Here is an 18,724-nt window from a genome sequence, read left to right as displayed (position 1 = left end):
GACGACCTGCGCGCCCTCCCGGCTTTCCAGCGGGCCGCCGCTCTGGACCGCTTCAATGGAGCGGCCCAGACGGATATGCTGCAGCAAGCTTATCTTCTGGCGAGAAGGCTCCAGGCAGCCGGGAGGGAAGATGAGGCTGAAATCGCCACTGAAGCGGGCATTCGAATGTATCGCAACTATTCCCGTTTGGCTGAGCGGATGGTTCACAATACATCCTGGCGTAATGATCGCAAGTTTAGATTAACCTGGGAAGCCAGAGTGAGAGGCAGGGAATTATACGCGCTTAAGCATGGGCATCAGCCGCCAAACGCGTTGCGGAATGCCCGCTTCAGCTGGCCTTGATCGACCTGCCATAGCTCTGCCAGTTCTCCGCTAACCGCTTCATCCCACCAATCGGCGAGCGCCTTGCGGTTGCTGTGTTGTTCAGCGATCCAAAGCAGGTTTTCAATTACCTTTTTATAATATAGCGCCTCTCCCTCAGCGATTTTATCCTGTGGTATATAGATGCCCAGTCGTTTAACTGTTCGGTATAGTTCCTTGCTGCACCCTCTGCGTATTTTACGCGGCGTTGGGAGGGAAGTCCGATGTTTGCCGGGGGAATCCTTCATAGGTGTACGCCTCCTTTTCCACAACATATGCGAGATTTCCCACAAGCGACACCGGAACTGGGTGTCAAGTAGAATGCATGTCCTCGGCTATGATAGAATAGATTAGAAAAAAAGGAATGTTAGGAGAGAGACGCGCGGTGGAATGGATTTCTAATTTAGTTGGAACTCTGTTGGATTGGGTTCAGCAACTGGGGTATTTCGGCATTATGCTCGGCTTGATGATCGAGATTATTCCTAGTGAAATCGTATTGGCATACGGAGGCTACCTGGTACACACGGGCCGGATCAACTTTATCGGAGCTGTCGTATTTGGTGTTGTAGGCGGCGTTATCGCACAATTGTTCATTTATTGGATCGGGCGGTATGGCGGGCGTCCTATTCTCGAGAAGTACGGCAAATATATTTTTATTCATAAAAAGCATATCGACGTTGCCGAAAACTGGTTTTTGAAATACGGCCCTGGAGTTATTTTTAGCGCTCGCTTCATTCCGGTGGCAAGACACGCCATTTCGATTCCAGCTGGGATGGCCAAAATGCCGATTGGCAAATTTATAAGCCTGACCACCCTGGCCGTTATTCCGTGGTCGATTTTGTTCGTGTACTTGGGAATGCTGCTTGGGGATCAATGGAAGCATGTCGATGAGAAGGCGGGCCCTTATGTTGTACCAATTCTGCTAGTTGCGCTGGCTCTGCTTATCGTATATGTACTTATTAAGTGGTTTGGATCTTCCAAAAAGAAAGGAGATGCAAAATGACTATTAATCTGGCCCATAAGTTCGGACAAGGAATTACCCCCAGGCAATTTATGGAGGGGATGCAGAAGAACAAAGCGGAATTTGCGGCAGGATATGAGGGCTTTAACTGGATAAATGCAGACGATCGTGAGTTTTTTAAAAGCTTGAATTATCGCGATGACTTGCGTGTATTGATCCTCGCGGCTGATTGGTGCGGCGATGTTGTCCGCAGTGTGCCGGTGGTTTTTCGCGCACTTGAGGAGTCCGGTCTGGAGACAGAGGTACTCATCCTCGAACAGCATCAGGATACAATGGATCATTTTCTGACGATGGGAGGACGCTCCGTTCCGATTATTATTTTTGCGGATACGGGCGGACATGTGCTTGGCAGCTGGGGGCCACGCCCACAGCATGTACAGGCTTTAATGATTCAGTTTAAGCAGGAGAACCCGGACCGGGAGGCCCCTGACTATCAAGACAAGATCAGTGTAGTGAGACAGCGGATGGCTGATAAATATAAGGAAGGGGGCGGAGTGAATGCGACGGTTGTATCCGAACTGCGCGCACTCATCTCCGGGTTTTAAATCATATGTTAAGAATAGAGACATTCTCCCTGGGACCTTTGCAGACAAATGCTTATTTATTGCGGGGAGAGGATGAAAATAGGGCGATTATCATCGATCCGGGCATGAATCCGGGGCCGCTATTGCGCAGGATCGAAGGATTGGAGATTGAAGCAATCCTGCTGACACATGCCCATTTTGATCATATTGGTGGAGTCGATGAGATTCGCAAGCTGAAGAATTGTCCGGTTTATTTGCATGCCCTGGAGAGCGATTGGCTGACGACGCCTAAGCTGAACGGTTCACTAATGTGGCCGCAGATCGGCGGTCCGATGGCGCTTGAGCCAGCCGAGTATGAACTCGCGGAGGGACAGAAGCTGCATCTGATCGACCATGAATTCACGGTATACCATACGCCGGGGCATTCGCCGGGCAGCGTCAGCTTCTTATGCGGCAAAGACCTGTTTTCAGGTGATGTGCTTTTCCGTATGGGGGTAGGACGAACGGATTTGCCAGGGGGTAGAGAGGTCGATCTGTATAATTCAATCCGTGGCAAGCTGTTCCAATTTGCAGATGATGTAATCGTCTATTCAGGACATGGACCTAAGACAACGATCGGTTATGAACGCGTAAATAATCCATATTTAACATAAGTTGGGCAAGGAACGACTTAACCAGCAAATTTGCAACAAATTTGTACACAAAAAGTACAAAGATACTGGACAAAAGTGCATACACTTGCTAGAATATAGACATTAAATATTTGTAACTTTTGCGAAGCACGCAAGCTGAGGAGTATTCCCGGTTTGCGTTCTTTTTTATGCCTGTTCAAGGGATCGGTTTTATTTGGTGATGCCAAGCGGGCATTTTTTGGACAACATCTATAGCGGTTTTTTAGCTTCTGGGATACATTGAACGGATTGTTCTAGAGGTAAAAGGAGGCAAATCAATGAAAAGCCGATTGTCGCATATTAGAGATGCGGGTCAGTCTTTGACATATTCACAGGATTATAAGAGGGAGAGTCAGAGTCCGGAGGATTCAAATCAATACATACATAATCAAGAACGGCTGCTCCTGTGGGATCGGCTTGTACTCCGTTCCGGTACAATTCGTCAGCCTTGGCATGAAAAGCTTTGTGAGCTTCGGAGGAGCCGAGATTAAGATTCCATTCTGCTTGGGCCGGGATAATTTAGCCGAAATATGATAAATAGTTAAGATGAACTGACACGTTAGAGCATTAGCAAGGACTGCTAATATTTCTGGGGTGTCTTTTTTCTGGCCCATCTTCTCAAAAAATTATGAGGGACAAAATATTTTTTAGGTGGATTGAACGAAATCGAATAGCAGATCGTAATATAGATGTTTACCGGTAAAACAAAAGGGGTGCTTGGATGGAGCTGATGAAGGAACGGATAATGGAGGCGCAAAACGGGGATGATGCAGCCTTGGCTTCGCTTATTCATGAGCACTATTCCTTCGTATTTAAATATTTGGTGAAGGTCACAATGGACACGAAGCTGGCTGAGGATTTAACGCAGGATACGATGCTGCGGTGTATTGAGAAGCTTGAGTATTATGACGGCAGCTCGTCCTTCTCCTCCTGGCTGATTACGATAGCTACGCGTCTGTTCATAGATCGAACCCGGCGTAAGAAGACGGAAAGGCAATGGCTGAAGAAGGAAGGCGAGGCACGCTCCTTACGCTGGCAATTCTCACATGTGCGTGAGGAATGGTCGGAAGCGCTGGAGCTGTTGTCCAGACTGCCGTCAGAGCAGCGAATCGCCATTTTGCTTAAGCATTACTACGGATACAGTTATGACGAGATCGGAGATATATTGAAGGTTTCTCCCGGAACGGTCAAATCCCGCGTTTCCTATGGACTTAGCGCGCTGCGAAAGGAGCTTAAAAACAATGGGACATAACCGCATATCCGATAACGAAGATCAGCTGCTTACTGATCTGCTTAAAGATTTAAAAAAAATCGATCAAGCGGTATCGCCGAATCAAAACTTTACTCCCGAGACTTGGATGGGGATCGTCCACGAAAAGCGCAGAGAGCGCAGACGTTGGAAACAGTGGGAAACAGTTCTGTTTGTCATCGTTGCGCTTATGCTGACCCTTGGTGGAGGTTGGTTCTTATATCGCGAGCCGCTGCTATTCGTCATGCTTCAGGTGACGGCCGCTGTGATCGGGCTTGGTGTCGTCGTATGGGCCATGCCTAAGTTCTGGAGGGAGGGGCGGGAATGAAAACGGACAGTTTGCCGCTGTGGGCCTGGTTGCTGATCGCCACGACTTTGTTAACCCAAGGCATTGGCATGTTCCTGGATGCGCGCAGAAGGGGTGGAAGGGCCTGGCTATGGGGACTATGGGGACTTACCAGCTTTCCGCTTCCCTCTGTGGTCTATTTGATCGTCGTATGGTTGGTTAGCCGGAGGAAGAAGATGTCCAGAAAATAAAAAGGAACGAGGAAGTGAGGAGAGTATCGATGGGGATTCAGTGGCAGCTAATCGCCCCTGTTATTTTATTGCAATTAATACTGGTTGTCATTGCGCTCGTATCGCTGGCCAAGGCGGAGGCAGAAACGATTCGAGGCTCAAAGCTGCTGTGGGTCATCATTATTCTGTTTGGAAATATCCTTGGCAGCATCGTCTATTTCGTCGCGGGCAGAAGGGATTAGGGACATGATCATACAAGTTAATCAGTTAACGAGAAAGTTTGGGGAACGCACTACAGTGAAGGGAATATCCTTTGCCCTTGAGAAGGGCAGCTGTACAGCGCTGCTTGGTCCCAATGGAGCGGGCAAGACAACAACTTTGCGGATGCTGGCGGGACTGCTTTCGCCCAGCGGCGGAACAATTAGAAGGTCAGGGCACCAGAGTAAAGGACGATTCTCCAATAATCTTAGTCAGATCGGATACTTGCCGCAGCATCCGTCCTTTTATAAATGGATGAGCGGCCTGGAGTTTGTCGTCTACACAGCCAGACTTAGTGGAATGAGCAAGCTGGAGGCCAGAAGCGAGGCCGAGGCTGTCCTGGATCGGGTAGGTTTGAAATCAGCAGCTCGGCGTCGAATCTCCGATTACTCTGGCGGCATGAAGCAGCGCCTTGGTCTGGCACAAGCGCTTGTTCATCACCCGGATCTGCTGCTGCTTGATGAGCCGGTCTCAGCGCTTGATCCGGTTGGACGAAGAGAGGTTATGGAGCTGTTGCAGGAACTGAAGGGGGAGACGACGATCCTTTTATCTACGCATGCCCTCCATGATGCCGAGGAAGTCTGTGATCGCGTGATGATGATGAGGGAGGGCGAGATTGTCGAGAACGGCGAATTGTCCGATCTGCTCGACAAGTACAGCTTGCCGGTACTGAATCTGCAGCTTGAATATCATAGCAGTCAGCATGCTGCGGACTGGCTGAAGTCGCTTCGTGAGCGTTCCTTCGTGCTGGAATATGAGCAGCAGGGTAGCGCTGCATCAATTACGGTCAGCGATATAAGGGAGGCCAGAGCGGTTATTTTATCTGAAGCGGCAGAGCGGCATATCCCTTTGCAGCGCTTCGAGGCAGGTTCATCCTCACTGGAGAAAATGTTTATGAAGGTGGTTCAGTCATGAGGAATACGCTGTTGCTTTATGGCAAGGAAATGCTGGAGATGAGCCGAAGCTATAAATTGCTATGGGTTCCCGTCGTTTTTATATTGCTTGGTGTTATGCAGCCGGTTGTAATGTATTATCTGCCTGAATTGCTGGCCTCTTCCGGGGATATACCTGCTGAGCTGGCAAGCACCCTTGCTGCGCCTAGCGCACCTGAGGTCATGGCTCAGGTGTTGAACCAATATAATACAATCGGTGTCCTTCTGGTTGTGCTTGCCGGTATGAATTTGGTTGCCGGGGAACGATACTCAGGAACAGCAGCCTTAATATTAGTTCGAAAAGTAAGCCCTGCACAATTTATCGTGGCCAAGTGGCTAGGACATATAACGCTTATCGCGATCTCGTATACGCTCAGTTATTCGGCGGCATGGTATTATAGCCGTATTATGCTGGGTAGCCTGGCATGGGAGACAACCCTTCAAGCCGGGGCGATCTATTTATGCTGGATGCTGCTGGCGGCCTCGATTGTGCTACTATTCAGCACAGTGCTGAAGGGGGGAGCGGCTGCGCTTGCTTCAATTCTGCTCCTGGTGGTGTTAACGATGACCCATAATCTGCTTCCTTCTTGGTTCAGCTGGAGTCCGGCCAAGTTGGCGGCAGATGCGATGAGTCTGCTTGGCGGAACGGGCACCGTAAATCTGGCTGGACCATTGCTTTTAACTGTATTGGCTGTCCTGTTATGTATTGCGGGAGCATCATATATTATGCGTAATCAAGTGATTCAGGATCAGCCTTAAATATCTGTCATTGACCCATAGGGCATCTATCCGGCAATTGAGAAAGCTTGCCGGATAGATGCCCTATGTTCCTTTGTTTTCCATCTGGTCTCCACAACGCTCCCCGACTTTGTTATACTTGTAGTTCCAGATAGTTGCGATATGTCAGCAGGAAGGTGAGTATTATGAACATGGATTTCGAACTGCTGTTACGGGTTCTGATCGCCGGAATCTGCGGTGTTACGATCGGTTTTGAACGCAAGAACCGCATGAAGGAAGCCGGGGTTCGTACCCATTTTGTTGTCTCGGTTGGTGCGGCATTGATGATTATTGTGTCCAAATATGGATTTCAGGACCAGATAGGCTGGAGCAATCTGTCTTTGGACCCATCAAGGGTGGCTGCAGGTGTGGTTAGCGGTGTAGGCTTTCTCGGTGCGGGTATGATCTTTATGCAGAAGAATACCGTTCGCGGACTTACAACGGCCGCAGGGATATGGGCAACCGCTGGTATTGGCATGGCGGTTGGCGCAGGGATGTATTTTATGGGAATCGGGGTTATGATCATTATCGTGATCGGGCAGCTCGTGCTGCATGGTCGCTTCAACTGGCTGGCATCTCCCAAGACCGAGAAGCTGCTGGTTACGATCGACAATGATGAAGCGATTATTCCCGGATTCATGGACAGATTGTCAAAGCGGCATATCTCGATTGTCGGCTTTGAAGCAGAACGTAAGGATAAGGAGATAGTTCTGCGACTTACTGTGCAATTCAAAGCGGGATCGGACATGGAGAAGTTGTTGTCATTTATGGAAGAAGAGAGCGTTGTTAAGAAAATGAAGATCGGGGAGTAGTCATTTCATAGCCGGATAATCGTTCATAGTAGAGATATCTTGCCCTTCTCTTTGTTTTTTAGTAGGATTATATAAAAGTAAGGAGAGCCCGCTTACAAAGCGTGTTCAATAATATATCTGAGTATATATCAGGGAGGTAAGACGATGCTGCCTTTGGGAGAGAGAATTGTAATCGTCGGCGATGCTTTTGAGCAGAATCTTCCTGTTGGGGAATATGGTTACGTCATTGCTTATGACCGTAATCCAGACAATGCTTTTGATTATCTTGTTCGGTCTCCAAAGACTGGACGGAATTATTTCGTCCCTTCGAGCGATATCGAATCCGAAGAACTGCTAACCCAGCAAGAAGTAGAGTGGACTACAAGAGAAGCTCTAATCGACTATGCTCTGGCTACTTATAATGAAAAACTGTTCATGCATATTATGAATGGGGAGAATGAAGAAGTAGAAGAGCAGGAGGAATCCGCCAAGGAACCTCTATCGCAGGCAGAGTTTATTAAGCAAGTGAATTTGCGAGCTTGGATATAAGTGTGTCCAACCTCTATGAGAGAGTCGGCCTGTGTAGGGCGGGCTCTTTTTTTCTGTATGGATAGATGGCTTTTATTTGGTTTCGCGTTAATGGATTGAATTGGACCTCATTCTACAATATAATTTTATTCATCCGAATAAAGGGAGGACGACTATGAGTATCCAGGTGCAAGACGTGGAACATGTTGCAAAGCTGGCCCGTCTGAAATTGAATGATGAAGAGCGGAAAATGTTCACTGGACAATTGAATGCGATTTTACAATATGCCGAGAAATTGAATGAACTCGATACGGAAAATGTGGAGCCGACGACGCATGTTCTGCCGCTTAGCAACGTCATGCGGGAGGATGAGGTTCATGAGAGCCTGTCGCAGGAGCAGGTATTCCGTAATGCGCCGGACGAGGAAGACGGACAATTTAAAGTGCCGGCCGTATTGGAATAGAAGAGGTTGTTCAAAAGCTCGCTTTGGATAAGGAAACCGTATCGAAGTCGCTTAAAGATGAACGACTGATGCAAGGTAGGTTTTCTTGCGATATAGAATTCCATCAGCTACGCTGATAACTTATAAATTCTATTTCTATCACGAAGTAACACGGGGAACATATTTCGGTGCTGAAAGTCGGTCTTTTGGAATGTGTAATTACAGATTAGTGCTGAAAATTTTGGAAGGAGGAAGATGGAGTGACGCTATTTGATTTGCGCTTGCAGGAACTACATAATCAGCTCAGCAAGAAGGAGCTGTCCGTAACGGATCTGGTAGGGGAAGCGTTCGCCAGAATTCAGGAACAGGATGAACGTGTAGGTGCTTATTTGACTTTAAATGAAGAGGGGGCCCGTGCTGAGGCGGCCTGCCTTGATAACAAGCTTGGCAGCGATGAAGCCAAAGGCTTGCTGTTCGGTTTGCCGGTAGGAATTAAGGATAATATGGTGACAGAGGGTTTGAGAACGACTTGTGCCAGCCAATTTCTGTCCAATTATAACCCGATCTATGATGCTACGGTTGTAACCAAGCTGAAGCAGGCTGAGACCGTGACGATCGGCAAGCTGAATATGGACGAGTTTGCCATGGGCGGCTCGAATGAGAATTCAAGCTTCCATCCGGTGCGTAATCCGTGGGATTTGACTCGAGTACCTGGTGGTTCCAGTGGCGGCTCGGCAGCGGCGGTTGCGGCGGGTGAAGCCTATTTCACTCTTGGTTCCGACACAGGCGGATCGATTCGTCAACCGGCATCCTATTGCGGAGTAGTAGGGTTGAAGCCGACCTATGGACTTGTATCGCGGTACGGCTTGGTCGCATTTGCATCTTCTCTGGATCAGATCGGACCCATTACGAAGAACGTCGAGGACGCCGCGTACGTACTGCAAGCTATTGCCGGGCATGACGCGAAGGATTCTACGTCAGCGAATGTGACTATTCCGGATTATGTGAGTGCATTATCGGGTGAGATTTCCGGGCTGAGAATTGCAGTGCCTAAGGAATATCTGGATGGGATTGATCCTCAGGTCAAGGCTGCTGTGCTTGAAGCGCTGCGGGTATTGGAAGGCCTTGGCGCTGTATGGGAAGAAGTATCGCTGCCACATACAGAGTATGCCGTAGCTGCTTATTATCTGCTGGCTTCCTCAGAGGCTTCATCCAACCTGTCGCGTTTTGATGGTGTGCGTTATGGAGTACGTACGGAGGAAGGCGGCAATCTGCTGGATCTGTATCTGGATTCACGCAGCCAGGGCTTCGGGCCGGAAGTGAAGCGGCGGATTATGCTTGGAACTTATGCCCTTAGCTCCGGTTATTATGATGCTTATTATTTGAAAGCACAGAAGGTCCGTACGCTGATCAAACAAGACTTCGATCGGACCTTTGAGAAATATGATGTCATTATCGGACCTACTGCTCCGACGACGGCTTTCCAGCTCGGTTCGCAGGTAGATGATCCGCTTACGATGTATCTCAACGATATTTTGACGATACCGATGAGCTTGGCTGGGGTGCCTGCCATGAGCGTTCCTTGCGGCTTTGCAGATGGCTTACCTGTTGGTCTGCAAATTATCGGCAAGGCATTTGATGAGAGCACAATTCTGCGTGTGGCTCATGCCTATGAGGCGCATACGGATCATCATAAACAACGCCCATCTCTATAAGAGATAGTTTAAAAGTCGCCTTTCGATAAGAAAACCGATTGAAGTTTTGTTTCCTTCGGAAACATCCCAGGTGCTCATCTAGGTTTCACCTATGATCAGCCCTCTCAGGCTTTAGCTTCATTTTAACCTTCTCGATGCTGAAAGATCCGACTTTTAAAACAGGTACTATAATGGATGGCGTCTGCTTAGACGCGCTTAAGTTGATGGGACCGCCCTTCGCAGCTTGCGATGAGGCAGTACTAAAGTTAGCAGGAGGATCGATATGTCAACATCTAAATATGAAACGGTGATCGGACTGGAAGTGCATGTGGAGCTGCATACGAAATCGAAGATTTTCTGCGGATGCTCCACGGAATTCGGCGCGCCACCCAACAGCCATACTTGCCCGGTCTGTCTTGGACATCCCGGCGTGCTGCCAGTGTTAAACCGCCAGGCGGTGGATTATGCGATGAAGGCGGCGATGGCGCTAAATTGTGAGATCGGTGATGTGTGCAAGTTCGACCGCAAGAACTACTTTTATCCGGATTCACCAAAAGCGTATCAAATCTCTCAATTTGATCAGCCGATTGGATTAAACGGCTATATCGACATTGAGATGGACGGATATACGAAACGCATTGGGATTACTCGTCTGCATCTGGAGGAAGATGCGGGTAAGTTAACGCATGTGGACGGCGGTTATGCTTCCCTGGTGGACTTTAACCGTGTCGGAACGCCACTTGTAGAAATTGTGTCTGAGCCGGATATTTCTACGCCGGAAGAGGCGAAGGCTTATCTGGAGAAGCTGCGGGCTATTATGCAGTACTGCGATGTATCCGACGTAAAAATGGAAGAGGGTTCAATGCGCTGTGATGCGAACATCAGTCTTCGTCCTCATGGGCAGAAGGAATTCGGAATTCGTGCCGAATTGAAGAATATGAACTCCTTCCGCGGTGTACAACGCGGCCTGGAATATGAGCAGTATCGTCAAGCTGAGATTTTGGACGAGGGTGGGGAAGTTGTCCAGGAGACCCGCCGCTGGGATGACTCCCAGGGCAAGACTTTCTCGATGCGTGGTAAGGAAGAAGCCCATGATTATCGCTATTTCCCAGATCCGGATCTGGTTAAACTGTATATCGATGAGGATTGGAAGGCGCGGATTCGCGCATCAATTCCTGAGCTTCCGGATGCCCGTAAAGCGCGTTATACGAAGGACTATGGTCTGCCGGACTATGATGCCGCAGTGATTACATCCTCAAAGCCGCTCGCCGATTTGTTCGAGAGCAGTCTGGAGCATACATCTGATGCAAAATCCGTATCCAACTGGATGATGGGCGAATTGCTCGGCTATTTGAACAGCAACGGATTGGAATTGGCTGCAGTGAAGCTGACAGGCCAGGGGCTTGGTGAGATGGTCAACCTGATCGAGAAAGGGACGATCAGCTCCAAGATTGCCAAGACGGTCTTCAAAGAGATGCTGCAGAGCGGCAAGCTTCCACAGCAAATTGTTGAGGAGCAAGGCCTTGTGCAAATTAGCGATGAAGGTGCAATTCTGGCTATCGTGCAGGAAGTTGTGGCTAATAACCCGGCCTCTGTACAGGATTATCAGGCAGGCAAGGAGAAGGCGATCGGCTTCCTCGTGGGCCAAGTGATGAAGCAAAGCAAAGGAAAAGCGAACCCTGGACTTGTGAACAAGCTATTAATCGAAGTGCTGAAGCAATAGAGATCCGGCTTCAGCACGCTATCAAAATTATCAGATTCGGGCTGCGTAAAGGATGGGAAGCCATGTGATCAGATTGTTATCTCTTCAGGACCCGGACGTAGTGGAGCAGATATGGAGCCTGCAGCATATGGCTTACCGTCTGGAGGCATTGGCGATAGGACTTGCTTCATATCCGCCTCTGGGCGATACGTTCGATTCAATCAGGAGCAGTGGGGAAGATTTCTATGGATACTTATCGGATGAGCTGGAGGAGGATGGAGAAGTCGGGGAGCTGCTGGGCGTGATCTCAATTTCGGCAGAATCATCGGTCCATCTATCAGTTACCCGGTTAATGGTACATCCTGACCATTTGCGCGAAGGTATCGGAGCTGCCTTAGTGAGCTATGTCCTCGATCATTATGATGATATCCGGCATTTCTCCGTGACGGCGGGAACGCTGAATGCTCCGGCGGTATCCTTGTACCGGAAGTTTGGCTTCATGCCGGGAGAGACGGTAAGGTCGACGGCGGGTGTAGATCTGACGTTGTTTCATCTCGATCGCTAGTTACAGATGATGATTTTATAGATGTAGTTCAAAGAGTCAGCAAATAGCACACTTGTCTGTCGTGAGGCGGATAGGGAGTGCTATTTTTTTGAATTAGGAGAGCATTTCTTGAAAAGAGAAATTATTATAAATTACAAAGGGGCCTATTTCGGTTACAATTAGTCCAAGAGGGGAGGAGATGGTGTAAATGGAACCCTCAAATTTGTTGATAAGTCCGGAGGAGCTTAAGCAGAAGCATAAGGCTGGTTACAAACCAAGGCGGCGCAAAAGAAAATTCATCGCCTGTCTGCTCTCTGCCTTGTTCCCCGGCTTTGGTCATTTATATTTGCAAAAATTTATAAAAGGCAGTCTTTTTATAGATGTTTTCCTTATCGATTTGGCGCTGCTTGTGTACTTCTCTTCGGCTCATATGCGAATCAACGTGCCGCTGTTGCTCGTGCTTGGCTTGCTGGTGACCGTAGTATATTTCTATAGCATTTATGATGTTCTACAGACGACGGATGCTGTCAACGCTGGCTTGAAACGCAACGAAGAGAGCGAAGCAGCGGATCCAATGGGCTCGGAGGTAGGCGCATTAACCGGAATCATTCTGATCAGCGGAGGAATTATCGCTTTTATATTGCGAATGAAGCCAGTCTGGCTGGAGGGAATCATTCAGAATTATGGCAGCTACGGTATATCGGTAGCCATGATGCTCACGGGGCTCATCTGGATTGTCAGGGAGGGCAGGCGCCGTATATTTCGGCCAGGTCGGCTTACGGCTTCAGCAATATTGATTGCAGTCGCTGTGCTCATGTGGAGCGATGTTAGAAGCGGACAGGATGATATGCTCTTATTGCTTAAATGGTGGCCTCTGTTGCTGGTACTTGCTGGATTAGAGCTTATGCTGGCTATGATCTGGAACCGGAGGAAGGTATACAGACCAATTCGCAGACTGCGTATCGACTTCAAAGGGCTGCTCTTGTCGCTATGTATCGGCGCTTCGGTATTTGCCATTACGCAGCAGGATCATTATATGCATTTATGGAACCGGGTCAGCCTTGATCTTGCTTCTGCAGGCGCCGAGTTCAGCGGGGAAGAAGGATACAGGACGGATAAATCAGCTGTAGAGATTCCCATTGATCTGGACACTGGCAAGATAGTAGTGAACGGGATAAATGGCGACATCGATGTCAAGAGCGCAGAGATTAATGAGGTGATTCTGAAATCCACGGTATGGATCGATCAGGTTCCCGAGGAGGAGGCGAGGGACCTTGCCGAGGATACTTCTGTTGTTGTGGGTGAAGGCAAGACGCTGGATTTATCGGTAAAAGATCATACCTATGGCGAGAGCGGCAGACGCCACCCGCGTGTGAATATAACGCTGATTGTTCCGCAGAACCGTTTCCTTGATCTCGATATTAGTACGACTAGCGGATCGATTACATTAACTGGACTTCAGGCGATGAATCAATTCAAGCTGCAGACCGGAGGCGGCAACTTTAAGTTCTGGGATATCGTCGGCGAGGTCTCGGCCAGAACTTTAAATGGCAGCGCAGAGCTGTATCGGATATTCGGCAACGTACAAGTGGATACGCAGGGCGGTAATATTAAAGCCAAAGGGATTGCCGGAGATGCAGCGCTATCTACGCTGGTCGGCAATATTTCGCTGGTCAACTCGCAGGGGAATATCAACGTTACGACCAAAAACGGAAATATTCAGGTTGATGCTGTTCCAGAGGAACTTAAGGCAGAATCGCTTAATGGCAAGATTCAAGTATCCTCGGCAGTTGTCGGCGGAGATTGGAATGTATACAGCGCTGTAGGAGAAATCAGCCTGGCGCTGCCGGAAATTGGTGATTATATGATCATGGGTTCAAGTGGATATGGGAATATCACGAGTAACCTGCCGTTTACTATAAATGGTAAAGAAATTTCCGGTATTTTCGGCAATGGCGATCATGAGATCCAGGTCGAGGGCAATAGCGACTTAATTGTGAATAGACGTTAACGTGGCAGCGCGGGCATAGAATGGGCCTCATTGGCTTTTCTTATCAAAAGTGGACTTTTTGCGTAACCTTTAATGTTGCGTTGACAAACGTTTTAACCTAACCGTACAATAACATTGCAGGGGTTAGTGCTTCTGCACTATCAAAAAGGCGGTGGACATAATGGCTTCGCGCGTTCAACATGCGTTAGAACAACTGAAAATGAATGGTGTCCGCATAACGCCGCAACGTCATGCCATCCTTAGCTATCTTATGGATACGATGGGACATCCAACCGCGGATGAGATTTACCGCGCACTGGAGCCTCGTTTTCCCAATATGAGCGTGGCTACGGTATATAACAACCTAAAAATGTTCATTGAGGCTGGCTTGGTCAGAGAGCTGACGTATGGCGATAGCTCAAGCCGTTTCGATGCCGATGTTTCTAATCATTATCATATTATTTGTGAAAAATGCGGAAAAATCGAGGATTTCACTTACCCTTCGCTGGACGAGGTAGAACGCAAGGCTGAAGAGGTAACCGGTTTTGAAGTACATGGGCACCGACTGGAGCTACACGGCGTGTGCAAGGATTGCCGTCGTAATCATTGATTTCACCTGATGTTTGAGAGAACGTGCAGGGTTCCTTCGGGGAATCCTTCACGTTTTTATTTTATTAGAGGTTCGGGGCTGCCAATTGTACTTATTGTACACGGACTATTAACGCAACGGAGGTACTATTATTTGAAGAACACAAGAAGCGCATATTACAGAGGCAGAAGGCGAAAGAGACGTGGCGTTAAATGGCTGTTTGGACTCATTCTTATTATTATTGGCGGTTATTTAATCTCTTCGCAATTTCTGCCAAATCGTCAGCATGTCGACCCGGATTGGAAGGGGAAATTTGACAAGCCTATTTTCTATGATGGAGCTATTATGGATTATTCTGCTCTGGGCTCAGAGGATTCGCTGAAGCTTCCTCTACCGATCATCCAAGAAGTGATCGACCCACATATCCGCTATGAGGAGGAGAGCAGGTCGGTGATTTTGACAACGCCTAAGAAGCTGGTCTTTCTGAAGACGGATGAGAAGACAGCGAAGGTGAACAATAAGCCGATGAACCTGTTGTTCTCTCCGGAAGAGAAGGATGGAGTGCTGTATTTACCTGTTCATTTGCTTAAGGAACTATATGGCGTAGAGATTCATGAAGATGCAGCCTCCGGAGCAGTCCTGCTGTATACGGCTGGGGAGAGTGTTCAGAAGGGTGAGGTGTCAGGACCTGCCAAGCCGAAGGAAAGCTTGAAATACCCGCTGCGGGTAGAACCGAACATTCATAAGCCAATTGTGGCAGACGTGAAGCCCGGTACAAAGCTTCGTATATTGGACCATGGAGATTACTGGTATCATGTGCAATTGGACGATGGATATACGGGTTACCTGCAAGCCAAGCATGTTAAGATTGGTGAATCGGTCGATATTCCGAAGGTAGCGGAAGAACTGTCGCCAGCCAAGCAGAAATGGAAGTCCAAAGTGGTGAACCTGACCTGGGAGGCAGTTTATGAGGTCGCTCCCAAGCCAGCGAATATCGGAGAAATGCCTGGAGTGAATGTTGTTAGTCCAACCTGGTTCTCACTGATCGATAAAGAAGGCAATGTGAAGAGCAAGGCGGATATCAATTATGTTAAATGGGCTCATGGGCGAGGCATGCAGGTATGGGGTTTGTTCAACAATAGCTTTGATCCAGATGTGACCTCTGGAGCGCTGGCCAGCTTTGACAATCGGATGACAACGATTCTGCAAATGCTGCAATATGCAAAATTGTATGATCTTGATGGGATTAATATCGATTATGAAAATGTATATACCAAGGATGGAGACAACCTGACCCAATTTATGAGGGAGCTGCGCCCGCTTGCCCAAGAATATGGCCTTGTCGTTTCGATCGATGTAACGCCAAAATCGAACAGTGAGATGTGGTCCGCGTTCCTGGATCGCAAATCGCTGGGTGAGATTGTAGACTATCTGATTCTGATGGCCTATGACGAGCATTGGGCGGCTAGCCCTGTAGCGGGCTCCGTAGCTTCTCTGCCATGGACAGCATCGTCAGCGAAACGGATTCTCGATGAGGATCTTGTGCCGCCTGAGAAGATGATCATGGCTGTGCCGCTTTACACTCGGGTATGGTCGGAAACAGAGAAGGATGGCAAGGTAGAAGTGAAGTCGAAGGCGATTGGCATGACCAAGGCTCAGAAGATTATTGAGGAGAAGAAGCTGAAGCCTGTATTCTCGGAGGAAGTCGGACAGAACTATGTAGAGTATACGGAAGACCGGGTGCGTAACCGGATATGGCTTGAGGATGAAGTATCATTGCAAGCGAGAGTGGAGTTGATCAAGTCTCTCAAGCTGGGGGGAGTCGCTTCCTGGAATCGCAGCTTTGCTTCGGACAAGGCCTGGGAGGTCTTGAAGGGAGTAACGCAGGCGAAATGATCCGGACCAAGGCAGATCCGAGGTCTGTAAAGCAGCTATAAGTCAGTTAAAAGAAGGCAAAAGGACCATCCATTCCGCTTATGCGTGAAGATGATGGTCCTTTTTTTGCGAATATTTATGTATGTTCTCGTTGACGTCTATTCATTTACGGTGGTTGCCGCGGCTTGCTGTTCCAGCTCTTCGGCAGTAATTGTCGCCTGCTCGGGATCGCGAGTCAGAATGGTCTTGCAGAACATGCAGCGGTCAGTTTTACCAAGCATTTTCGTTAATTTATGGCATTCGGGGCATTCTAACTGTACAGCGGAGGTCGAGAGCATACCGGCCCAGAAATAAACTGCCAGACTGGCTAGCATGGCGATCAATCCGATGGCAAGGCCTATAGCGGCGATAATCTTGCCGGACTGTCCCCAGAAGACGATGCCAGCTGTGCCTAACACCATCAGTCCCATTCCGAACATCGTCAGAAGCAGGCCCCACAAGCGAAACTCGTTAATTTTGCTGGATTTGAAGAACATTAGCAGCAACCTCTATTCTTATTTTAAATTTGAACTATATAAATGAAAGAATTGAATGACGCGATCCCTCTATAAGCAAGTGCGTGTTCTGAAAGTATGGTTTTTAGCACTAACCAGGCCAGGGAACGGAGCGTACGCTTTGTGTAAGTATGTACCAGAAGACCTGGACCTGACTGAATTCAAGATTCACTGCCGAATATGCTCTCCGTGTAGCTTTGTGTTAAAAATAGAATTTATTAGGCAATCTGTCGCAGCCGATGAAATTCTATATGTCAAGAAAGCCTGCCTTAGCATTGCAGGCATTCATCTTTCTACGACTTAGCTCGGTTTTCTTATCCCAAGCGAACTTTTTGAACAAACTCGCAAGAAGGAAACTTGAATGTGGTGTAGAACTATATTATATCGAATTGGCAAGGATACGCCAAGGTAGGAGGATACTGTGGAGCCGACCATTTTTTCTTTTCCGGATACAGATCGTTGCCCCGGGGCAATCGGAGCTATAGTCTATCGTCAAGAAGGGGAGCGCCATTCCCCGCTGCCGAATGATTTTGATTTACTAATCATAGCTGTCTGTGATGATCTGGAGGATGACGTCAGGATAGAACATTTTATCAACCGAGATGTGCGTTATCAATTGCTGCAGGTAGGGAAGAGCTGCTTGCTGCGTTCTCTTGTCTCCGGGGATCATCCAGATATTCTGCGCTGCTTCTTGCAGGGGGATGTGATCTGGGATGTTGAAGGAGAGCTCACAACGTTCCGCAGCGAGCTGATTCAATTCAAAGGGGACTTAAGAAGCCGTCGGCGCTTCAAGGAGTATTCACGTATGCTGCGAATGTACACTGAAGCCAAGCATTATGAGCAAGCAAAAGATCTTATGGACGCTTATTACTGCGTGATGCAGGCATTAAAGCATTATGCCAATATCGAATTGATCGAGCAGGGAATATTGCCGGAGAGTGTTACTTGGGAACAAATGCTTTCTTTGAACCCTGTGGTCTATAAATTGTTTCATGAGCTTACCAATAGCCAGGAGACCTTGAGCCAAAGGATCGATCTCCTGCTACTAACCAACGAATTCTCGATTGTATCCAAGATGGAGGAGTGCTGTACACCTCTATTACGTGTGATGGAGTGCCGCAAAGATACGTGGAGCGTTCACGAGCTGTCCCAATTTCCTGAACTGAAGCATGCGAAGGAGGATCTTCCGCTTGTCCTTAGCAAGCTGGTGCATCATTCCCTAATAAAAGAGGTAACGTTAGCAGCGGCAAATGGTTATGGGGAAGGTAGAGAGATACGCTATAAGACATAGTTTTCAGGAGGGAATTGCCTTTGCTTTGGTGTAATGTTTTTCCAATAAATTTAATATGCTAAATTGCTTGACTCCCTAGGTAATTCTATGATAAATTAAATCTCGCCCCTGAAAGACAAGAAGATATTGAGTGTGGCAAACAAAAAATCTCAAAAAAACTTCTTGACACAAACGAGGCGAACATGATATATTATAAAGGTCGCTGCTGAGAACGAAAGCGACGCTAAAAACGAAGTTGATCTTTGAAAACTGAACAACGAGTGAGCGGGTTTCACGTCAAGTGAAATCTAAGAAATAAGTCAGATTCAAAATGAGCTAATCGCTCTTTTCAATGAGTAACACTTTATTGGAGAGTTTGATCCTGGCTCAGGACGAACGCTGGCGGCGTGCCTAATACATGCAAGTCGAGCGGACTT

The 18,724-nt window shown here is 48.1% G+C and carries 23 protein-coding genes and 1 rRNA gene; 22 read left to right on the top strand and 2 right to left on the bottom strand.

From position 1 onward, the window contains the following. Positions 1-342: hypothetical protein (locus tag BN1360_RS02575; RefSeq protein WP_229520769.1), on the top strand; the 342-nt coding region annotated here is incomplete at its 5' end. Here the strand turns inward: BN1360_RS02575 and BN1360_RS02570 are convergent. Next, entirely contained in the window at positions 297-608 is a 312-nt protein-coding gene (locus tag BN1360_RS02570; RefSeq protein WP_068778347.1) for a dehydrogenase, read from the bottom strand. The genes BN1360_RS02575 and BN1360_RS02570 overlap by 46 nt on opposite strands. Positions 609-745: 137 nt before the next feature. Here BN1360_RS02570 and uptA point away from each other — a divergent pair, with 137 nt between their 5' ends. The 19 genes from uptA to BN1360_RS02475 all read left to right on the top strand — a co-directional run bounded on the left by uptA (position 746) and on the right by BN1360_RS02475 (position 16,484). After that, the gene (uptA, locus tag BN1360_RS02565) at positions 746-1,363 is read left to right on the top strand and encodes an undecaprenyl phosphate transporter UptA (RefSeq protein ID WP_068778346.1); all 618 of its coding nucleotides are present in this window, start codon (positions 746-748) and stop codon (positions 1,361-1,363) included. Continuing rightward, positions 1,360-1,926: a thioredoxin family protein gene (locus BN1360_RS02560; RefSeq protein ID WP_068778345.1), complete on the top strand. Its 567-nt coding sequence runs from the start codon at positions 1,360-1,362 to the stop codon at positions 1,924-1,926. The genes uptA and BN1360_RS02560 overlap by 4 nt, the downstream gene beginning before the upstream one ends. Positions 1,927-1,931: 5 nt before the next feature. Continuing rightward, positions 1,932-2,558: an MBL fold metallo-hydrolase gene (locus tag BN1360_RS02555; protein ID WP_068778344.1), complete on the top strand. Its 627-nt coding sequence runs from the start codon at positions 1,932-1,934 to the stop codon at positions 2,556-2,558. Between the two features lie 296 nt (positions 2,559-2,854). Beyond that, positions 2,855-3,067 carry a hypothetical protein gene (locus BN1360_RS02550; protein ID WP_068778343.1) on the top strand — a complete coding sequence of 71 codons (213 nt, stop codon included), beginning with the start codon at positions 2,855-2,857 and terminating at the stop codon, positions 3,065-3,067. Positions 3,068-3,297: 230 nt separating this feature from the next. After that, positions 3,298-3,828: an RNA polymerase sigma factor SigY gene (gene sigY / locus BN1360_RS02545; protein ID WP_068778342.1), complete on the top strand. Its 531-nt coding sequence runs from the start codon at positions 3,298-3,300 to the stop codon at positions 3,826-3,828. Then, complete coding sequence (locus BN1360_RS02540) at positions 3,818-4,153, top strand: DUF5345 family protein (protein WP_068778341.1); 336 nt, start codon at positions 3,818-3,820, stop codon at positions 4,151-4,153. The genes sigY and BN1360_RS02540 overlap by 11 nt, the downstream gene beginning before the upstream one ends. Continuing rightward, complete coding sequence (locus BN1360_RS02535) at positions 4,150-4,362, top strand: hypothetical protein (RefSeq protein ID WP_068778340.1); 213 nt, start codon at positions 4,150-4,152, stop codon at positions 4,360-4,362. The genes BN1360_RS02540 and BN1360_RS02535 overlap by 4 nt, the downstream gene beginning before the upstream one ends. A gap of 29 nt (positions 4,363-4,391) precedes the next feature. Continuing rightward, positions 4,392-4,583, top strand: coding sequence for a PLDc N-terminal domain-containing protein (locus tag BN1360_RS02530; protein WP_068778339.1), 192 nt, complete (start codon positions 4,392-4,394; stop codon positions 4,581-4,583). 4 nt (positions 4,584-4,587) lie between these two features. Next, entirely contained in the window at positions 4,588-5,514 is a 927-nt protein-coding gene (locus BN1360_RS02525) for an ABC transporter ATP-binding protein (protein WP_195714220.1), read from the top strand. Further along, entirely contained in the window at positions 5,511-6,290 is a 780-nt protein-coding gene (locus tag BN1360_RS02520) for an ABC transporter permease (RefSeq protein WP_068778338.1), read from the top strand. The genes BN1360_RS02525 and BN1360_RS02520 overlap by 4 nt, the downstream gene beginning before the upstream one ends. Positions 6,291-6,454: 164 nt before the next feature. Then, entirely contained in the window at positions 6,455-7,120 is a 666-nt protein-coding gene (locus BN1360_RS02515; protein WP_306294256.1) for an MgtC/SapB family protein, read from the top strand. A 144-nt stretch (positions 7,121-7,264) separates the two neighbouring features. Continuing rightward, on the top strand, positions 7,265-7,648 hold the full coding sequence (locus tag BN1360_RS02510) for an ATPase (RefSeq protein WP_068778337.1): 384 nt from the start codon (positions 7,265-7,267) through the stop codon (positions 7,646-7,648). A gap of 154 nt (positions 7,649-7,802) precedes the next feature. Further along, complete coding sequence (gatC, locus tag BN1360_RS02505) at positions 7,803-8,090, top strand: Asp-tRNA(Asn)/Glu-tRNA(Gln) amidotransferase subunit GatC (protein ID WP_068778336.1); 288 nt, start codon at positions 7,803-7,805, stop codon at positions 8,088-8,090. Positions 8,091-8,329: 239 nt separating this feature from the next. Continuing rightward, positions 8,330-9,784 (top strand): Asp-tRNA(Asn)/Glu-tRNA(Gln) amidotransferase subunit GatA, encoded by a 1,455-nt coding sequence (gene gatA, locus BN1360_RS02500; protein ID WP_068778335.1) that lies wholly within the window; start codon positions 8,330-8,332, stop codon positions 9,782-9,784. A gap of 262 nt (positions 9,785-10,046) precedes the next feature. After that, positions 10,047-11,486 carry an Asp-tRNA(Asn)/Glu-tRNA(Gln) amidotransferase subunit GatB gene (gatB, locus tag BN1360_RS02495; protein ID WP_068778334.1) on the top strand — a complete coding sequence of 480 codons (1,440 nt, stop codon included), beginning with the start codon at positions 10,047-10,049 and terminating at the stop codon, positions 11,484-11,486. 64 nt (positions 11,487-11,550) lie between these two features. Continuing rightward, the gene (locus BN1360_RS02490; RefSeq protein WP_068778333.1) at positions 11,551-12,030 is read left to right on the top strand and encodes a GNAT family N-acetyltransferase; all 480 of its coding nucleotides are present in this window, start codon (positions 11,551-11,553) and stop codon (positions 12,028-12,030) included. 187 nt (positions 12,031-12,217) lie between these two features. Further along, entirely contained in the window at positions 12,218-14,020 is a 1,803-nt protein-coding gene (locus tag BN1360_RS02485) for a DUF4097 family beta strand repeat-containing protein (RefSeq protein WP_068778332.1), read from the top strand. 160 nt (positions 14,021-14,180) lie between these two features. Further along, positions 14,181-14,609, top strand: a complete 429-nt coding sequence (perR, locus tag BN1360_RS02480; RefSeq protein WP_068778331.1) for a peroxide-responsive transcriptional repressor PerR — start codon at positions 14,181-14,183, stop codon at positions 14,607-14,609. 132 nt (positions 14,610-14,741) lie between these two features. Then, the gene (locus tag BN1360_RS02475; protein WP_229520767.1) at positions 14,742-16,484 is read left to right on the top strand and encodes a glycosyl hydrolase family 18 protein; all 1,743 of its coding nucleotides are present in this window, start codon (positions 14,742-14,744) and stop codon (positions 16,482-16,484) included. 137 nt (positions 16,485-16,621) lie between these two features. Here the strand turns inward: BN1360_RS02475 and BN1360_RS02470 are convergent, their stop codons facing one another. Then, entirely contained in the window at positions 16,622-16,999 is a 378-nt protein-coding gene (locus BN1360_RS02470) for a YgzB family protein (protein ID WP_068778330.1), read from the bottom strand. 439 nt (positions 17,000-17,438) lie between these two features. Here BN1360_RS02470 and BN1360_RS02465 point away from each other — a divergent pair, with 439 nt between their 5' ends. Next, positions 17,439-18,308, top strand: coding sequence for a nucleotidyltransferase-like protein (locus BN1360_RS02465; protein ID WP_068778329.1), 870 nt, complete (start codon positions 17,439-17,441; stop codon positions 18,306-18,308). Positions 18,309-18,651: 343 nt separating this feature from the next. After that, a 16S ribosomal RNA gene (locus BN1360_RS02460) occupies positions 18,652-18,724 on the top strand; the annotation flags it as partial.

Origin of the sequence: Paenibacillus sp. GM2, assembly GCF_900069005.2 — a bacterium.
Lineage (GTDB): Bacteria > Bacillota > Bacilli > Paenibacillales > Paenibacillaceae > Fontibacillus.
The sequence above is the reverse complement of the archived record's forward strand: the minus strand, read 5'-3'. Positions and strand labels throughout refer to the sequence as shown.